The organism is Bacillota bacterium LX-D (assembly GCA_031628995.1).
GTDB lineage: Bacteria > Bacillota > DUOV01 > DUOV01 > Zhaonellaceae > JAVLUO01.
Genome location: JAVLUO010000004.1, coordinates 48,010 through 64,937 on the forward strand (window position 1 = coordinate 48,010; position 16,928 = coordinate 64,937).

Here is a 16,928-nt window from a genome sequence, read left to right on the forward strand (position 1 = left end):
CGTAAATGCTAAAAACTGATCTATGTAATTTATTAAACATTAAATATCCTATTATTCAGGGAGGTATGGCCTGGGTTGCCACGGGGGAACTGGCTGCTGCAGTTTCTGCTGCTGGGGGACTAGGAATTATTGGAGCTGGGTCAGCACCTCCGGATATTGTACGACAGGAAATTTCTAAAGTACAGGCGGCTACGGATAAACCTTTTGGAGTTAATGTGTATTACTTATCTCCCTATGTAGATGAATTAGTTAATTTGGTTACGGAAATGAAAGTTCCCGTTGTTACTACTGGTGCTGGAAACCCTGGCAAACATATTGCACAGTTTAAAGAAGCCGGAACCATAGTTTTACCAGTGGTTTCTTCAGTGGCTTTAGCCAAAAGACTTGCTAGACTTGGAGTAGATGGATTTATTGCTGAGGGAATGGAATGCGGTGGCCATGTGGGAGAGTTGACTACTATGGCATTAGTTCCGCAAATTGTTGACGCAGTAGAATTACCTGTAGTTGCAGCAGGAGGCATAGCCGATGGCAGGGGGTTAGTTGCTGCTTTAGCTTTAGGAGCTTGCGGTGTTCAAATAGGTACTCGTTTTATTTGTGCTACCGAATGTACAGTACATCCAAATTATAAAAGGGCTGTATTAGAAGCTAAAGACAGAGATACGGTTTTAACAGGGTTACCTGGTCATGAAGTTCGAGTATTAAAGAACAAATTGACTAGAAAATTTGATGAATTAATTGCCAATCATGGCGATATAAGTTCAATTAATGAATTGGGTATAGGTAAATTAAGATTGGCGGCAATTGAAGGAGATGTAGATGAAGGTTCTGTTATGGCTGGCCAAGTAGCAGCTATGGTCAAGGGGTTGAAGCCGGCAGCAGAAATTATTACGGAAGTTGTCTCAGAAGCACAGTTATTACTTCAAAAACTATCAGATTATCTAGGAGGTACAAATGCCTAAAATTGCTTTTTTATTTCCTGGGCAAGGCTCTCAGTATATAGGTATGTGCCAGGACTTAGAAAAAAATTATAAAATAGTTAAACAGGTTTTTGAAACTGCTAATGAAACTTTAGGGCAGGACCTTAAAAGGCTTTGCTTTGAGGGCCCTGAAGAAGATTTAAAAAAGACAGTCAATACTCAGCCTGCCCTTGTAACTGCCAGTGTGGCTTGTTTGCAAGTATTAAAAGCAGAAGGAATAAGTCCGCAGTTTGTTGCAGGTCACAGCTTAGGAGAATACTCTGCTTTAGTAGCAGCAGGCTGTATTAGCTTTGCAGATACAGTGAATTTAGTACGCTGCCGTGGTGAATTAATGGAAAATGCTTTTCCGCAAGGGCAAGGCGGAATGGCGGCAATTATAGGTTTAAAGGCACAAGATGTTGAAGAAGTTTGCCGAAATGCTTCAGCTTATGGCCTAGTTCAACCTGCAAATTATAATGCACCGGGACAGACTGTAATCTCTGGAGAAAAAGAGGCTATTAAACAAGCCTTGATTTTGGCCCAAACTGCTGGAGCTAAAAAAACTGTTGAATTAGCAGTTAGCGGTCCTTTCCATTCAGAATTAATGGGTGGGGCAGCAGTAAAATTTGCTGAAGTACTTAAAAAAGTAACAATTAAAGATCCACAAATTCCAATTGTAGCTAATACCAATGCGCAGTTATTATCTGGGTCTGAGGAAATTTTAACTGCTTTAGTAAAACAACTGTCAGCTCCAGTACGCTGGGTTGAAACTATTGAAAAGTTACATAGTTGTGGAGTAGACACTTTTGTTGAGGTTGGCGCTGGAAAAGTTTTGTCGGGTTTGGTCAAAAAAATTGTCAGCGGAGTTACAATAACCAATGTCCAGGATATGGATAGCTTGCAAAAAACATTAAGTCTACTGAAAGGAGCGTAAGTTAATGTCAGAAATGCTGCAAGATATGGTGGCTATTGTGACAGGAGGATCCCGTGGTATTGGAAGGGAAATATGCTTAACATTAGCCGAAGCAGGAGCGGACATTGTAATTAACTTTATAGATGATGAAGACGAGGCTAAGGATCTAGTTAGAGAAATCAATGAACTTGGGCGTAAAGCTGTTTTAGTAGAAGGCAGTGTTGCTGAAGCTGCAACAGCTCAAACATTAGTTGAAACTGCTATTGAAAATTTTGGTAGAGTAGATATACTAGTAAATAATGCTGGTATTACAAGGGATAATTTAATGTTAAGGTTAAAAGAAGAGGATTGGGATGCGGTATTAAACACTAATCTAAAAGGAATTTATCTTTGTTCGAAGGCTGTCTTAAAAACGATGATGAAACAACATTTTGGGCGTATTATAAATATTGCTTCCGTTGTTGGTCTAACTGGCAATGCTGGGCAAGCAAACTACGCTGCTGCTAAAGCAGGTGTTATAGGTTTAACAAAGTCACTTGCCAGAGAAGTAGCTAGCAGGCAGGTACTTGTTAATGCTGTAGCACCCGGCTATATTGAAACTAAGATGACAGAAAATTTGCCGCAGGCAATAAAAGATGATCTTATGCAAAGAATCCCATTGAATAGGTTAGGAAAACCAAAGGATGTGGCCAATGTGGTTGCCTTTTTGGCTTCACCGGCTGCCAGTTATATAACTGGACAAACAATAGTAGTTGACGGTGGCATGGTTATGCAGTAAATTGTTAATGTTATGGCTTGAGGGGAGGTGACATTAGTGGATATTTTTGAAAAAATTAAAGGCATCATCGTAGACCAACTTAGCGTTGAAGAAGATGAAGTAACCATGGAGACTTCTTTTGAAGAATTAAATGCAGATTCCTTAGATGTAGTTGAGTTAATTATGGCTTTAGAAGAAGAGTTTAATTTAGAAATTCCAGATGAAGATGCTGAAAAGTTAACAACGGTTGGTTCTGCAGTTGATTACGTAAAGGATAGAGTAAAATAGGTATTTTTAGAAGGTCCCGTAGCTTTATCTACGGGATTTTCTTAAAAATATATGATTATATAAGAATGTAGGTGAATATTTTTGCAGCTTCCAGAGTTGAAGATTGGTAACCTAATAGCTAAAATCCCTATTATACAGGGGGGCATGGCTGTAAGAATTTCTACAGCTCGGCTTGCGGCTGCTGTTGCTAATGAAGGAGGAATTGGTATAATAGCAGCTACAGGAATGACTGTTGAAGAGCTTCGCCAGGAAATCCGCAAAGCAAGGGATTTAACAAATGGTATAATCGGTATTAATGTGTTGTTTGCAGTAAGCCAATTCGCAAATTTAGTTAAAACTGCTATGGAAGAAAAAATTGACTTAGTTGTTTCAGGAGCTGGTTTTTCTAGAGATATATTTGGTTGGGGCAAAAAATTTAATGTGCCAGTATTATCTATGGTCTCTTCAGCTAAATTAGCCAGAATGGCTGAAAAATTAGGGGCTGCTGCTGTTGTAGTTGAAGGTGGGGAAGCCGGGGGTCATCTGGGGACTTTTGAGTCAATGCGCCAAATTTTGCCAGAAGTTAGAAAAGCGGTAGATATTCCTGTAATTGGAGCAGGAGGAGTGTGCTCTGGAAAAGATATAGTAGAAGTACTTGCTCTGGGAGCTAATGGTGTGCAGATGGGAACGCGTTTTGCTGCCTCTGAAGAGTCAAATGCTGCTCCCTCTTTTAAAGAATTATATATTAAGGCCAAAGAAAAAGATGTCGTTTTAATCAAAAGCCCTGTGGGATTGCCAGGGCAAGCCATTAAAAATGATTTTATCGAAAAAATTGAAGCTGGAAGTACAGTTGTCAACAATTGTACTGTATGTTTAAAGCATTGTGATCATAGATTTTGTATTTTAAAAGCATTAAATAATGCCCAACAAGGTTTTTTACAGGAAGGGTTGGTTTTTGCAGGCCAGTGTGTGGCTAGAATTAAGGAAATCCTCCCAGTAAAAACAATTTTTAAAAATATACTGCAAGAAGTTGAATCCTTAACCTATTAAGGGGGTAAAAAAGATGACTAAGAGGGTTGTAGTAACAGGGTTAGGGGCAATAACGCCAGTTGGAATAGGTAAAGATGCTTTTTGGAATGCTTTAATAGACGGAGTCTCTGGAATTTGCCCCATTACTAGGTTTGATGCTGAAAAATTCTCAAGTAAAATTGCGGGGGAAGTTAAAGGATTTGAACCCGTAGATTACCTTGACCGTAAAGAAAGCAAACGGATGGATAGATTTACACAGTTTGCTGTAAGTACAGCAAGAATGGCTGTGGAAGATGCTAAATTGGATTTAAAGTCGATAAATTTAGATCGAGCAGGCATAGTAATTGGAACGGGTATAGGTGGAACTCAAACTTTTGAGGAACAACACGAGATTCTTTTGAAAAAAGGGCCAAATAGGGTTAGTCCCTTTTTCGTTCCTATGATGATAGTTAATATGGCAGCAGGCCAAATGGCTATTAATTTAGGCTTTAGAGGACCTAATTTTACAGTTGTAAACGCATGTGCATCTTCTACAAATGCTATTGGAGAGGCCTTTAAACTAATTCAAAGAGGCGGTGCTGATCTTGTCTTAACTGGTGGTACAGAAGCTGCAGTTACACCTATGTCTTTTGCAGGTTTTTGTGCTATGAAGGCACTCTCTACTAGAAATGAAGAACCTACAAAAGCTAGCCGGCCTTTCGAGAAAGATAGGGACGGATTTGTTCTTGGCGAAGGTTCAGGCATCCTGATTATAGAGTCTTTAGAACATGCTCTCAATAGAGGTGCCCATATTTACGCCGAAGTAGTAGGTTATGGCAGTACAGACGATGCTCACCATATTACAGCGCCTGCCCCTGGCGGAGCAGGTGCTGCAAAGGCAATGGAAAATGCTTTGGCAGATGCAGGCTTAAAACCGGAAGATGTTTCTTACATTAATGCCCACGGCACATCAACTGACCAAAATGATAAAAACGAGACAGCTGCTATCAAAAGTGCCTTTGGCAGTTATGCGCAAAAAGTTGCTATAAGTTCTACAAAGTCTATGACTGGCCATTTACTAGGAGCGGCTGGGGCAATTGAAGCAATTGTTTTATCACTAGCAATTGAAAACAGCATTGTTCCTCCAACAATTAATTATGAAACTCCTGATCCAGATTGTGATTTAGACTATGTACCCAATAAGGCAAGAACAATGGAAGTGGAAGTAGCTTTATCCAATTCCCTGGGTTTTGGCGGCCATAATGCTACAATTATTTTTAAAAAGTTTCACAACTAATTGGGTGATGTAATGGAAAGTAAAAGAGAAACAGCGCTACGTTTATTGCTGGATAAATTTGAAATAAAGCTTAGTAACATTGCTACCTTAAATGTAGCTTTAACTCATCCCACATATGTTTTTGAAAATAAAGCTTTAAGATTGGAACACAACCAAAGGCTAGAATTTTTGGGCGATGCAGTTTTAGGACTTGTGGTAGGGGAATATTTATATCAACATTTCCCTAAGAAACCTGAAGGTGAACTAACTAAAATTCGTGCAGCTGTTGTCTGTGAAGCAGCACTGGCTAAAGTGGCTTCCCAATTAGGCTTGGGACAATTGCTTCTATTGGGGAGAGGCGAAGAAATAAGCGGTGGTAGAGAACGCAACTCTATTTTAGCAGATGCTTTCGAAGCAGTTTTAGCTGCTGTTTATTTAGAAGCAGGTTTAGACCAAGCTCGAAAATTAGCCATTACAATGCTGCAAAAAGAAATTGACAATGTGGCTCAAGGTGATTACGGAGATTATAAAACAGCTTTACAGGAGATAATTCAAAAAAATTTTGACGAAAATGTGAGTTATGTTATTTTAAGCGAAAGTGGGCCTGACCATAATAAAAGCTTTTTAGCAGGTATCATGTTTCAAGGAGAATTAATAGCTAAAGGTGTTGGCAAAAGCAAAAAAGAAGCTGAACAGAAAGCTGCATATAAAGCTTTAAAAAAATTTATGTAGCCATTGCAAAAATATAATTATTTTGAATAAAACTCCAAGATTTTAAAAAACTTTGGAGTTTTATTTTAAGCGCTTAAGGTGAACATTTTACTCTTCGGGAGGAACCACCTTTGTATTTAAAATCATTAGAAATTCAGGGTTTTAAGTCCTTTGCAAAAAAGGTTAAGTTAGATTTTAATTCCGGTATTACTGCAATTATTGGACCAAATGGAAGTGGGAAAAGCAACATTGCGGATAGTATTCGGTGGGTTCTGGGGGAACAGAGCGTTAAAAATTTGCGGGGGGCAAAAATGGAAGATGTTATTTTTGCCGGAAGTTCAGAACATAAAGCGGTCGGAATGGCTGAAGTCTCTTTGACTTTAGATAATAGTACAGGCATTTTCCCTATACCCTATACTGAAATAACAGTTACCCGACGAATCTTTCGTTCTGGTGAAAGCGAGTATTTGCTTAATAAAAAGCACTGTCGCTTAAAAGATGTGCAAGAACTCTTTAACGATACTGGGCTAGGAAAAGAATCTTTTGCCATAATTGGGCAAGGAAGAGTAGAAGAAATTCTCAATTCTAAAGCGGAAGAGCGGAGAGCTTTAATTGAAGAAGCTGCTGGTATAGTAAGATACCGAAACCGTAAAAAAGATGCTCAGAAAAAATTGGAGGATACAGAGCAGTGTCTGGTGCGTATTCTTGATATAATGTCGGAATTAGGTTCTAATTTAGATCCATTAAAAAATGAAGCAGAGAAAGCAAAACAATATCAGAAGTTAAAAAGTGAAGTTGATCTTTTAGAAATTAATTTAGCAGTCAGGTCTATTGAAATAATTGAGGGGCGATTGAAGCAAATTCAATCTGAGGTGCAAAAACAGTATTTATCCTGCCAGGAATTAGAACAAAGTTCTAATTGTAATCAAGAAAAACTAAACGTACTAAAAAATCAATTAGAAGCTATGGAAGCTAATGAGCGCCAATTACAAGAAGATTATTATGTTTTAACAGAACAATTGAACCAAGTGGAAAATAATCGTGATGTTGCTTTGGAACGCCTCTTTAGTATTACAACACAAATAGACAGAGCTGAAAGTGAGTTAGTGCAACTTCAGGAAAAACATTTCCTATTACAAAATAAATTTAAAGTACAAGCCTCTAATCATCAAAATTTACAGGCGTTAGTTAAAACAAAAGAAGCAGAGCTTGTTCAAATTGAAGCAAGCACAAAACAGTATGAACTGGAGTTTTCCGAATTAGAAACGGACATTAATAGGCGCAAAAATGAAATTATCGATTTCATGCAGCAAATAGCTAATCATAAAAATCAACTTAATCAGTTAACTTTTAAGAAAAATAATGAAGAACTAAGTAGGCAAAAAAACAGACAGCAGTATGAAATGTTGCAAAATAAAATTACTGTTTTAAAATCCAAGTTCGAAGCTATAAATAAAGATTTAAAAATTTTACAAACAAAACAGCAATATTTAGAGCAAGAAAAAAAAGATTTATTAAACTGTTTTCAAGAGGTAGAAGAGGAGTACCATCAAAAGCAAGGATTAGAAGAAAAGACTTACAAAGAACTGCAGACAAAAATATCCCGCTACCAAATTTTAAAGGATTTACAAAAGAACCATGAGGGTTACTTCCAAGGAGTAAAGGCTATTTTGCAGGGAAAAGCAAAGGGAGAATTAAGCTGCCAAGGAATTTGTGGGGTTGTTGGAGAATTGCTTATTGTTCCTTTAGAATATGAAAAGGCAATTGAAGTTGCCTTGGGAGGAAATCAGCAGAATTTAGTAGCCATTACTGATGCAGATGCAGAAAGAGCAATAAAATTTTTAAAAAATCAAAATGCCGGAAGAGCAACTTTTCTACCCTTAAATTCTATTCAACCTAAAACCTTAAATCTAGAAGGTCAAAAAATATTGCACTCAGAAGGCGTAGTTGGACTTGCTTCCGATTTAGTACGAACAGAATCAAGTTATATTAAAGTTGTGCAGCATTTATTAGGAAATATTATTGTAGTTAAAAATTTATCCAGCGGATTAAATTTAGCTAGAAAAAGTCAATACAGCATCAAAGTAGTTACCTTAGAAGGAGAAGTACTTAATCCTGGCGGTTCACTAACGGGAGGCAGTTTAAATAAAAAAAGCTCTGGATTATTAAACAGATCTAGGGAAATAAAAGAATTGGAAGTCCAGATTAAGGAAAAAAAGCAGGAATTACAAGACAGGAAAAAGGATAATGAGCAGTATCGCGAGCAAATTACATCTTTAAGGCAAAAAACTGCTGCTACTGAACAGGAATTACAAACAGTTAATTTGAATTTCCTAGCGGCGGAGCAAAATTTAAAACATTTATCTCAAGAAATTCAGAACCAAAAAGGAGAACTTGAATTACTAGATTTTGAATATGTAGATAGTCAACAGCAGCTAAAATCCTATACTGAAGAGCTCCAATTTGTAGAAGCTAAAATTACAAAATTAAAGTTAAATCAGGCTCAATTGGTTCAGGAATTAGAAAAAAAACAATCAACTTTAAAAAAATTGAAGGAAAAAAATCAGGGATATTTAGAAACAATAACAAACTACAAAGTTGAGCTGGCTTCCTATAAACAAAAAGAGGAAAACTATAAAAATGAATTAAAGGAATTTTATGCTGCCGATAAAGAACTACAGCATTTAATCAAAGCTCGTGCTGTAGAAATAGCAGAACAAAAAATGTTACAACAACAATCTCAAGATACAATTAATGATTTAAGGCTTCAATCTGACCAATTATTGCAAAATAAGAATGAAGTTGAAAAATTACTAAAAGAAAAGCTCAAGTCCAAGGAAGATTTAAAAAAAGTTGTCGTTGCTTTAGAACAAGAAAACGATCAGCAAAATAAAACCCTGGTAGAGGATAAGGAAAGACTGCACAGTTTAGAGGTTAAAAAAACTAGATTAGAAGTAGAGCTGGAAAACGAATTACAGCGTTTAAAAGAGAATTTTAATTTAGATTATGCAGCTGCTTGTCTAAAGAAAATACAGCTGTCCGATCCAAAGGAAGCTCAGAAAAAGGTAACTCAATTAGATCAAGAAATTAAAAATCTAGGCACCGTAAATACTGGTGCTATAGAAGAATATGAAAAATTACTAGAACGTTTTAATTTTTTAAAGAGTCAACAACAAGATTTAAACGAAGCAAAAGTTGCGCTAAACAAGGTAATCGACGAAATTAACACAATTATGGCCAATAAATTTCAAGAGGCCTTTAACCAGATTAAAAGTTCCTTTCAGAATATTTTTTTTAAATTATTTGGCGGTGGTAAAGCTGAATTACAACTAACAGATCCAGATTGCCTTTTGCAAACCGGTATTGAAATAATTGTACAGCCTCCAGGCAAAAAGTTACAAAACTTATCACTTTTGTCAGGTGGGGAAAGGGCTTTAACGGCTATTGCACTGCTTTTTGCTATTTTGGAAGTGAAACCAAGCCCTTTCTGTGTTTTAGATGAGATTGAAGCTTCATTAGATGAAGCAAATGTTGATCGTTTTGCTAATTTCCTAAAAATTTTTGCTCAACAAACTCAGTTTATTTTAATTTCACATCGCCAAGGCACTATTGAGGCGGCAGATGCTTTATATGGAGTAACAATGGAAGGTTCAGGAATTTCAAAACTTATTTCAGTAGCTTTAACAGATAAGGAAGAGAAAAAAGTCTTTAGTGCATAGGGAAAGGTTCTATAGGACAAAATATCCTAAACACTAGCAGGAGGATAAAAAATGCTTCGAGTTAAGGGTATTGGGAAAAGTATCATTGATAAAATGGTAAAAAGGACATTAGAACTAAGTCAAGGACGAAATGTTGGTTGTCTAGGCTTTGTTGATGAAAAAGGTTATATTTCTTCAGCTGCTCAAATTGTTGATGGAGGTTTAAGTGGCATACCACTGCGCACCTTGCTAGCTAAAGTTGTAGATCTAGGTCATAAATCTTTATTGGAAGGTTTTAAACAGCTACCGGAAAACACAGTATTTATTACTACAAGCCCCGGCAAAACAGGGCTTATTACTGATGTAACAGGAGTAGATTTTTTTAATATGCCTATTATAAGCGTTGGGGTTAAAAACCAAGGCTTAGCGGGGGTAGGAATTATTTACCCAGAAGCCGAAAATTTTGATTTGGCAACTAAGGCTGAAAAATTAAATTTAGCAACTTTAACAACTAAAACAATGAAGGAAGAAAAAGAGGTATTACGGGAAAATAATGAGCTGGGTTTACGTTATCTTGAGTTAGGTGGCGAATTAGAAGTAGTTGATATTCCAGTCAAAGAACTAAATGAAAAACAAATAGGTGCCGGAAATTGGAATATACCTCGTTTAAAGGTAATAGGGTTAAATAGTGAAATGGCAAAAACCTTAGTTGCAAAGTCCATGGAAATTGGACAAGGGCGCGAAGTTGCCGCAATGGGTATTATTGATAAAAATGGTATTGTTCAACCACAGGGGGAAATTATTAGCGGGGGTATAGGCTTTGTGCCAGCTCGACTTTTAGCTTCAAGTTCAGCAGATATTTCCGGAAAATCCTTAAATACAATCTACAGTGAATATATCGCGGAAAATGCTGTAATTGTTCATACCCACCCTGGGGGTACAGGAGTAATGCATATTGGAGATGCTCATGCCGGGCCGGGCACTTGGGGCAGGCCAATCATAGCTATTGGGTGTGATAAAGATGGAGTTATCCGCGGTGCTACGGTCATTGAAGCTGAAGACAAGCTGTTCGAGCTAGCAGATGAAGATGAGATATTAAATTTAAACTTTTTTGAAGCTAAAACGCCAGAAGAAGAGGCAGAGATCAGAAATAGAAAATTTGGCATTGCTCAAGACTATACTGGTTTATGTAAAACCATTGAGCTAATATAACAATTGTGGTAAAATATGCAAGGTTAAGGTGAGTGAGTAGCCTTAACCTTAATTATTATGGGAGGTACTATAAAATGGGCTTTTTTGATCGATTAAAAGATGGCTTGACTAAGACCCGCCAGGGATTTGTTAATAAAGTAACAGAACTAGTTACAGGATATAAAGAATTGGATGAGGAGTTTTATGAAGATTTAGAAGCAATATTAATTCAAGCAGATGTTGGTGCCCAAGGAGCTATGGATTTAGTCGAAAGTTTAAGGAGTAAGGCCAAAAAGAAAAAGGCCAATACCCCTGAGGAAGTAAGAGCAATTCTTGAATCAGATATTAGGGATATTTTAATGAAGGAGTATGTACCATTAAATATTCCTGAAACTGGTCCAGCAGTTTTTTTGGTTGTAGGTGTTAATGGAGTTGGCAAGACAACAACTATCGGAAAACTTGCCCATAAATATAAACAAGAAGGAAAAAAAGTGCTCTTAGTAGCAGCAGATACTTTTCGAGCTGGTGCCATTGATCAATTGGAAATTTGGGCAAATCGTGTAGGTGTGGAAATGGTAAAACATCAAGAAGGGTCGGATCCAGCAGCAGTTGCATATGATGGTGTACAAGCTGCAAAATCTAGAAAAACTGATATAGTATTAATCGATACTGCCGGCAGGCTACATAATAAAGTAAATTTAATGGAAGAAATCAGCAAAGTTAGAAGGGTAATTGAAAGAGAACTTCCCGGGGCTCCTCATGAGGTGTTGTTAGTCCTAGATGCAACTACGGGACAAAATGCTGTTGCTCAAGCTACGCTGTTTAAAGAAGCAACTGGCGTTAGTTCAATTGCTTTGACGAAGCTTGATGGTACGGCAAAAGGGGGAGTTATTGTCGCCATTAGCTCGCAGCTAGACATACCCGTAAAATTTATTGGCATTGGAGAGCAGATGGACGACTTACGAGAATTTGACCCCCAGGAATTTGTAGAAGCTCTTTTTGCCTAGGAATTAATTAATTTTGGGGAGGTAGGAAAATGTCTAAAATCTGGATTAAGAATTGTATCTTAGTGCCAATGGTTAAAAGTTTAGCTGATTCAGGCGATTTGTATTACCGAGGAGAAATTGCTATTGAAGACAATAAACTTAAGTTAGTAGGACCAGTTGGGACCGTTAATTCTAACTGGCAGGCAGATATTATAATCGATGGAACAAATCTGGTTGCACTGCCTGGTTTTATTAATACTCATACTCATGCAGCTATGACTTTATTGAGAAGTTATGCAGATGATTTACCTTTAATGCAGTGGCTAGAGCAAAAAATTTGGCCGTTAGAAGCAAAAATGACTGGGGAAGATATCTATTGGGGGACTCAGCTGTGTATTTTGGAAATGCTCCTTTCCGGTACAACAACTTTTGTTGATATGTATGATTTTATGCCTCAAGTTGCCAAAGCAGTAGAAGAAACAGGTATACGGGCCTGCCTGGCTAGAGGTGTAATTGGCACTGGTGAGAATGCAGAACGAGGGCTGATAGAAAGTGAAAATTTTATTCAAAATTGGCACGGTAAAGCAAACGGACGAATTATAACTATGCTTGGCCCCCATGCCCCCTATACTTGCCCTCCAGACTATTTACGAAAAATTATAAAATTAGCTGAGAAGTTGCAGGTGGGTATCCATATTCATGTAGCAGAAACTGAAGGAGAAATTGCAACCATTGGCCAGGAGTATGGAAAAACCCCTGTGGCTTTATTAGCTGACATAGGTTTATTTGACTACCCAACTCTAGCAGCCCACTGTGTCTATGTAAATGAGGAAGATATTGCTATTTTAAAAAAGAAAAATGTGGGGGTAGCCCATAATCCGGAAAGCAACATGAAATTGGGTAGCGGCATAGCACCTGTTCCTGCCATGCTGAAAGCTGGCATTCCTGTAGCCTTAGGTACAGATGGAGCATCAAGCAATAATAACTTAGATATGTTAGAAGAAATGCGCACTGCTGCTTTACTGCATAAAGTAAATACTAAAGACCCAACAGTCATTACTTCCTATCAAGCTCTGGAAATGGCCACAAAAAATGGGGCAGCAGCTTTAGGCTTACAAGACAAGATAGGCATGTTGAAGCCAGGTATGCTTGCAGATGTTATTTTGTTTAATATCAATAAACCACACCTTTACCCTAGACATGATATTTTGGCTCATCTTGTATACTCAGCACAGTCCTCAGATATTGATACAGTCATTGTGGACGGGAAAATTTTAGTGCAAAATGGAACAGCTAAAAATTTTGCTGTAGAACAAATCTGCGCAGAGATTGAAACAAGAGCCATGGCTTTAGCTGGGAAACCTCTCAACCGTTAATAAGTATAGGCTATAATTTTAAAAAGCAGTTGCCAAACTGCTTTTTTGTTTTTTTGACCGCACTTGACATCTCTGCAACAATAGTTTATCATGTCACTGTAAAGGCAATTTACTTTACAAGGAGAAAATTAAAATGTTGCCTAAAGTAGCGAGAGTTGCTTGGCTTTATGATTTTTACGGTAAGCTTTTGACGGATAAACAACAAAAGATCATTGAGCTTTATTATAATCAGGATCTCTCCCTGGGAGAGATTGCAGAGGAATACTCTATTAGTAGGCAGGCAGTACACGATTTAATTCGCAGAGCAGAAACTACCTTAGAGGAATATGAGTCGAAACTTGGTGTTTTGCAAAAGTATCTTACTGAAAAAGAGCTTTTGCAAAAAGCAATAGATTTAATTGAAAAAGGGGAACAAGATAGAAACAGCCTAAAACAAGCTAAAGAGCTGTTATCCGAATTACTTGGATCTAATTAGTAGTAATTTTTTAGGAGGAATATCATGTCTGCTTTTGCTAATTTAGCAGAAAAGCTCCAGGAAACTTTTAAAAAACTTAAAGGCAAGGGTAAAATTAGTGAAAATGACGTTAAAGAGGCTATGCGTGAAGTTCGTCTAGCACTTTTAGAAGCCGATGTGAACTTTAAAGTTGTTAAAGACTTTGTAGCAAAGGTTAAAGAAAGGGCAATTGGGCAGGAAGTCTTAGAGAGTTTAACACCGGCCCAACAAATAATTAAAATTGTTAACGACGAATTAACACAGCTAATGGGAGGTACCCAAAGCAAGCTGACAGTAGCTAATCGACCGCCTACTGTTGTTATGTTGGTGGGTTTACAAGGGGCTGGAAAAACAACGACTTGTGGTAAATTGGCTAATTTAGTACGCAAGCAGGGAAAAAGACCTCTTTTAGTGGCAGGGGATATTTATCGTCCGGCGGCTATTAAGCAACTCGAAGTTTTGGGCAAACAGTTAGATATTCCTGTATTTACTATGGGTGATAAACATAGCCCCATTCAAATTGCGAAAGCTGCTGTTGAGCATGCCAAAAGCCATGGCAACGATACAGTAATTGTGGATACTGCCGGTCGTCTCCATATTAACGAAGAGCTAATGGATGAGCTTAAAGGAATTAAAGAAGAAGTTCATCCCCATGAAATACTGTTAGTTGTAGATGCTATGACTGGCCAAGATGCAGTTAATGTGGCAGAAACTTTTCATAAGCAGTTAGGTTTAGACGGCCTGATTTTAACAAAACTCGATGGTGATACACGAGGCGGGGCTGCTCTCTCTGTGAAGGCAGTAACTGGTTGTCCTATTAAATTTGTAGGCTTAGGCGAAAAGTTAGATGCCCTAGAACCATTTTATCCCGAGAGAATGGCTTCTAGAATTTTAGGCATGGGTGACGTGCTTACCCTGATTGAAAAAGCCCAGGCTAATTTCGATGCTGATAAAGCCAAAGAAATGGAAAAGAAATTTAGACAGCAGCAATTTTCCTTAGATGACTTTTTAGAGCAGTTGCAGCAAATGAAATCTATGGGACCTCTAGAAGAGATTTTAGGAATGATTCCTGGGCTGGGTAATGCAAAGCAATTAAAAAATATGCAAATTGATGAAAAGGAACTTGTTCATACGGAAGCAATTATCAAATCCATGACATCAGAAGAAAGAAGAAATCCCGATTTAATTAACGGAAGTCGCAAAAAAAGGATTGCCATGGGCAGTGGAACTAGCGTCCAACAGGTAAATAGATTGCTAAAACAATTTACCGAGGCGCAAAAGATTATGCGCCAATTTTCTGGGATGGCTAATCAAGCCAAAAAACGTGGAAAAAAAGGTGGTTTTAAACTTCCTTTTTTCAATTGATATATATTTTAACTTAAAAACCTTAGTTGTACTAATTTAAGGAGGTGAAATTAATGGCTACAAAAATTAGATTGCGTAGAATGGGTGCTAAAAAAGCTCCTTTCTATAGATTAGTAGTTGCAGACTCCCGTTCTCCTAGAGATGGAAGATTTATTGAAGAAATTGGTTACTATAATCCAATTCAACAACCTGAAGTATTAGAGTTAAACGAGGAAAAAGCAATTAAATGGCTAGGAAATGGTGCACAACCTTCTGAAACTGTAAAGGCTTTATTCAAAAAAGCTGGCTTATGGCAAAAGTATGTTGATAATAAAAATGCTAAATAATGGCTAGCCATTAGAGGAGGGTTCAATATGGAAGGCTTGGTTGAAACTATTGCCAAAGCTTTAGTGGACAATCCCGAAGCAGTTAATGTTCAATTGCATGAAGATGAAAATGACCTCTTCCTAGAGCTAAGGGTTGCAGCGGAAGATATGGGCAAAGTTATCGGTAAACAAGGCCGCATTGCCAATGCCATCCGTTCGGTCGTTAAAGCAGCTGCTGTAAAAGCTGGTAAACGTGCAACATTAGAAATAGTCCAGTAATGAACCTAAGCCCTTACTTTACTAATCTTAAGGCTTGGAGGGCGCGATAGATTGTTAGAAGATTTAATTACTATTGGGGAGATAACGACAACACAAGGTCACCTAGGAGAAGTGCGGGTTTATCCAACAACAGATTTTCCAGAGCACTTTACTACGCTGGAGAAAGTAGCTTGTAAAATTGCCGGCCAGGTAAATTGGTTGACTATTGCTGGTGTACGCTATCACAAAGGATTTGTTATTCTTCGCTTTAAAGAAATTTCGGACATGAATGAAGCGGAAAAATTAAAAGGCGGATTAATCCAAATTTCACCTGAAGAATTAACTCCTTTGCCTGAAGGTCATTACTATATTTTTCAGCTAATAGGATTGCAGGTTTTCACAATTGCTGGAGAATTCCTAGGTACAGTCAAAGATATTCAACAAACTGGTAGCAACGACGTTTATTATATTGAAAACTCCAACACAGGTAAGGAAGTTTTGGTTCCTGCCATTAAACAGATAGTTAAAGAAGTTAATTTAAGCGAAGGAAAAATACTTATTGAACCTCTTCCTGGGCTTATTGACTAGGGGGTTAAAAATGAAAGTAGATGTTCTAACGATTTTCCCCCAAATGTTTCAGGGGCCCTTACAGGAAAGTATCTTAAAAAAGGCGCAGGAAAAAGGGATTATCCAGATTAATATCACAGATATTCGTTCTTTTGCGTTTGATAAGCATCGTAGAGTTGATGATTATCCTTTTGGAGGTGGCCTGGGAATGGTGATGAAGCCCGAACCGATTTTTGCAGCTTGGCAAAATGTTGTTAAGGGTCAAACGGACTTAAAGCGCAAAACCATTTTACTAAGCCCTCAAGGAAAAACATTTAACCAGGATTTAGCTGTAGAACTAGCAACATATGAACATTTAATTTTTATCTGCGGCCATTATGAAGGTATAGATGAGAGAGTTCATGAGCATCTTGTGGATGAAGAAATTTCCATTGGTGACTATATTCTAACTGGTGGTGAGTTGCCGGCTATGGTAGTAATTGATGCTGTAGCCAGACTTATTCCAGGGGTTTTAGGTACAATGGAATCAGCGCTCGAGGAATCCTTTGCTGACGGTTTATTGGAATATCCTCAGTATACTAGGCCAAGGGAGTTTTTGGACTTTCCCGTGCCAGAAGTTCTTTTGTCTGGGAATCACGAGCAAATTAGATTATGGCGTCGCCAACAATCTCTGCTCCGTACCCGAGAAAAAAGACCAGACATGTTTACAAAATTAGAACTTACTGAAGAAGATAGAAAACTTCTTCATAACAGCAATTCTTCGAATAAGCCGTAAACTTGTTTTTCCATTTTCTTTATGAT

Annotated in this window: 17 protein-coding genes; all 17 read left to right on the forward strand. The window is 37.7% G+C overall.

Going from position 1 to position 16,928, the window contains the following annotated elements; genetic code table 11:
- Positions 1-5: 5 nt before the first annotated feature.
- The 17 genes from fabK (at position 6) to trmD (ending at position 16,902) form a co-directional block, all read left to right on the forward strand.
- Positions 6-959, forward strand: a complete 954-nt coding sequence (fabK, locus tag RDV78_05250; protein MDS1029909.1) for an enoyl-[acyl-carrier-protein] reductase FabK — start codon at positions 6-8, stop codon at positions 957-959.
- Positions 952-1,890, forward strand: coding sequence for an ACP S-malonyltransferase (gene fabD / locus RDV78_05255; GenBank protein ID MDS1029910.1), 939 nt, complete (start codon positions 952-954; stop codon positions 1,888-1,890). Before fabK ends, fabD begins: the two co-directional genes overlap by 8 nt.
- Positions 1,891-1,903: 13 nt before the next feature.
- A complete protein-coding gene (gene fabG, locus RDV78_05260; protein ID MDS1029911.1) occupies positions 1,904-2,647 on the forward strand; it encodes a 3-oxoacyl-[acyl-carrier-protein] reductase in 744 nt (247 codons plus the stop codon).
- Between the two features lie 36 nt (positions 2,648-2,683).
- Entirely contained in the window at positions 2,684-2,914 is a 231-nt protein-coding gene (gene acpP, locus RDV78_05265; GenBank protein MDS1029912.1) for an acyl carrier protein, read from the forward strand.
- 81 nt (positions 2,915-2,995) lie between these two features.
- On the forward strand, positions 2,996-3,943 hold the full coding sequence (locus tag RDV78_05270; protein ID MDS1029913.1) for a nitronate monooxygenase: 948 nt from the start codon (positions 2,996-2,998) through the stop codon (positions 3,941-3,943).
- A 13-nt stretch (positions 3,944-3,956) separates the two neighbouring features.
- Entirely contained in the window at positions 3,957-5,198 is a 1,242-nt protein-coding gene (fabF, locus tag RDV78_05275) for a beta-ketoacyl-ACP synthase II (GenBank protein ID MDS1029914.1), read from the forward strand.
- Between the two features lie 12 nt (positions 5,199-5,210).
- On the forward strand, positions 5,211-5,909 hold the full coding sequence (gene rnc / locus RDV78_05280) for a ribonuclease III (GenBank protein MDS1029915.1): 699 nt from the start codon (positions 5,211-5,213) through the stop codon (positions 5,907-5,909).
- A gap of 110 nt (positions 5,910-6,019) precedes the next feature.
- Complete coding sequence (smc, locus tag RDV78_05285; protein MDS1029916.1) at positions 6,020-9,607, forward strand: chromosome segregation protein SMC; 3,588 nt, start codon at positions 6,020-6,022, stop codon at positions 9,605-9,607.
- A 51-nt stretch (positions 9,608-9,658) separates the two neighbouring features.
- Positions 9,659-10,798, forward strand: a complete 1,140-nt coding sequence (locus tag RDV78_05290) for a peptidase S7 (GenBank protein MDS1029917.1) — start codon at positions 9,659-9,661, stop codon at positions 10,796-10,798.
- A 74-nt stretch (positions 10,799-10,872) separates the two neighbouring features.
- Positions 10,873-11,784 carry a signal recognition particle-docking protein FtsY gene (ftsY, locus tag RDV78_05295; protein MDS1029918.1) on the forward strand — a complete coding sequence of 304 codons (912 nt, stop codon included), beginning with the start codon at positions 10,873-10,875 and terminating at the stop codon, positions 11,782-11,784.
- A gap of 29 nt (positions 11,785-11,813) precedes the next feature.
- The gene (locus RDV78_05300; protein MDS1029919.1) at positions 11,814-13,139 is read left to right on the forward strand and encodes an amidohydrolase; all 1,326 of its coding nucleotides are present in this window, start codon (positions 11,814-11,816) and stop codon (positions 13,137-13,139) included.
- A 133-nt stretch (positions 13,140-13,272) separates the two neighbouring features.
- Positions 13,273-13,614 (forward strand): putative DNA-binding protein, encoded by a 342-nt coding sequence (locus tag RDV78_05305; protein MDS1029920.1) that lies wholly within the window; start codon positions 13,273-13,275, stop codon positions 13,612-13,614.
- Between the two features lie 24 nt (positions 13,615-13,638).
- The gene (gene ffh, locus RDV78_05310) at positions 13,639-14,997 is read left to right on the forward strand and encodes a signal recognition particle protein (protein ID MDS1029921.1); all 1,359 of its coding nucleotides are present in this window, start codon (positions 13,639-13,641) and stop codon (positions 14,995-14,997) included.
- 53 nt (positions 14,998-15,050) lie between these two features.
- Positions 15,051-15,323, forward strand: a complete 273-nt coding sequence (gene rpsP, locus RDV78_05315) for a 30S ribosomal protein S16 (GenBank protein ID MDS1029922.1) — start codon at positions 15,051-15,053, stop codon at positions 15,321-15,323.
- A 27-nt stretch (positions 15,324-15,350) separates the two neighbouring features.
- Positions 15,351-15,581, forward strand: coding sequence for a KH domain-containing protein (locus RDV78_05320; GenBank protein ID MDS1029923.1), 231 nt, complete (start codon positions 15,351-15,353; stop codon positions 15,579-15,581).
- A gap of 51 nt (positions 15,582-15,632) precedes the next feature.
- Positions 15,633-16,148 (forward strand): ribosome maturation factor RimM, encoded by a 516-nt coding sequence (gene rimM / locus RDV78_05325; protein ID MDS1029924.1) that lies wholly within the window; start codon positions 15,633-15,635, stop codon positions 16,146-16,148.
- A 10-nt stretch (positions 16,149-16,158) separates the two neighbouring features.
- Positions 16,159-16,902: a tRNA (guanosine(37)-N1)-methyltransferase TrmD gene (gene trmD / locus RDV78_05330; GenBank protein MDS1029925.1), complete on the forward strand. Its 744-nt coding sequence runs from the start codon at positions 16,159-16,161 to the stop codon at positions 16,900-16,902.
- Positions 16,903-16,928 lie beyond the last annotated feature (26 nt).

Coding starts and splice junctions, on each gene's coding strand:
- fabD (MDS1029910.1), top strand. CDS start 952: ATGCCTAAAATTGCTTTTTTATTTCCTGGGCAAGGCTCTCAGTATATA.
- RDV78_05290 (MDS1029917.1), top strand. CDS start 9,659: ATGCTTCGAGTTAAGGGTATTGGGAAAAGTATCATTGATAAAATGGTA.
- rpsP (MDS1029922.1), top strand. CDS start 15,051: ATGGCTACAAAAATTAGATTGCGTAGAATGGGTGCTAAAAAAGCTCCT.
- RDV78_05320 (MDS1029923.1), top strand. CDS start 15,351: ATGGAAGGCTTGGTTGAAACTATTGCCAAAGCTTTAGTGGACAATCCC.
- RDV78_05300 (MDS1029919.1), top strand. CDS start 11,814: ATGTCTAAAATCTGGATTAAGAATTGTATCTTAGTGCCAATGGTTAAA.
- ftsY (MDS1029918.1), top strand. CDS start 10,873: ATGGGCTTTTTTGATCGATTAAAAGATGGCTTGACTAAGACCCGCCAG.
- RDV78_05305 (MDS1029920.1), top strand. CDS start 13,273: ATGTTGCCTAAAGTAGCGAGAGTTGCTTGGCTTTATGATTTTTACGGT.
- rnc (MDS1029915.1), top strand. CDS start 5,211: ATGGAAAGTAAAAGAGAAACAGCGCTACGTTTATTGCTGGATAAATTT.
- trmD (MDS1029925.1), top strand. CDS start 16,159: ATGAAAGTAGATGTTCTAACGATTTTCCCCCAAATGTTTCAGGGGCCC.
- fabK (MDS1029909.1), top strand. CDS start 6: ATGCTAAAAACTGATCTATGTAATTTATTAAACATTAAATATCCTATT.
- fabF (MDS1029914.1), top strand. CDS start 3,957: ATGACTAAGAGGGTTGTAGTAACAGGGTTAGGGGCAATAACGCCAGTT.
- fabG (MDS1029911.1), top strand. CDS start 1,904: ATGCTGCAAGATATGGTGGCTATTGTGACAGGAGGATCCCGTGGTATT.
- ffh (MDS1029921.1), top strand. CDS start 13,639: ATGTCTGCTTTTGCTAATTTAGCAGAAAAGCTCCAGGAAACTTTTAAA.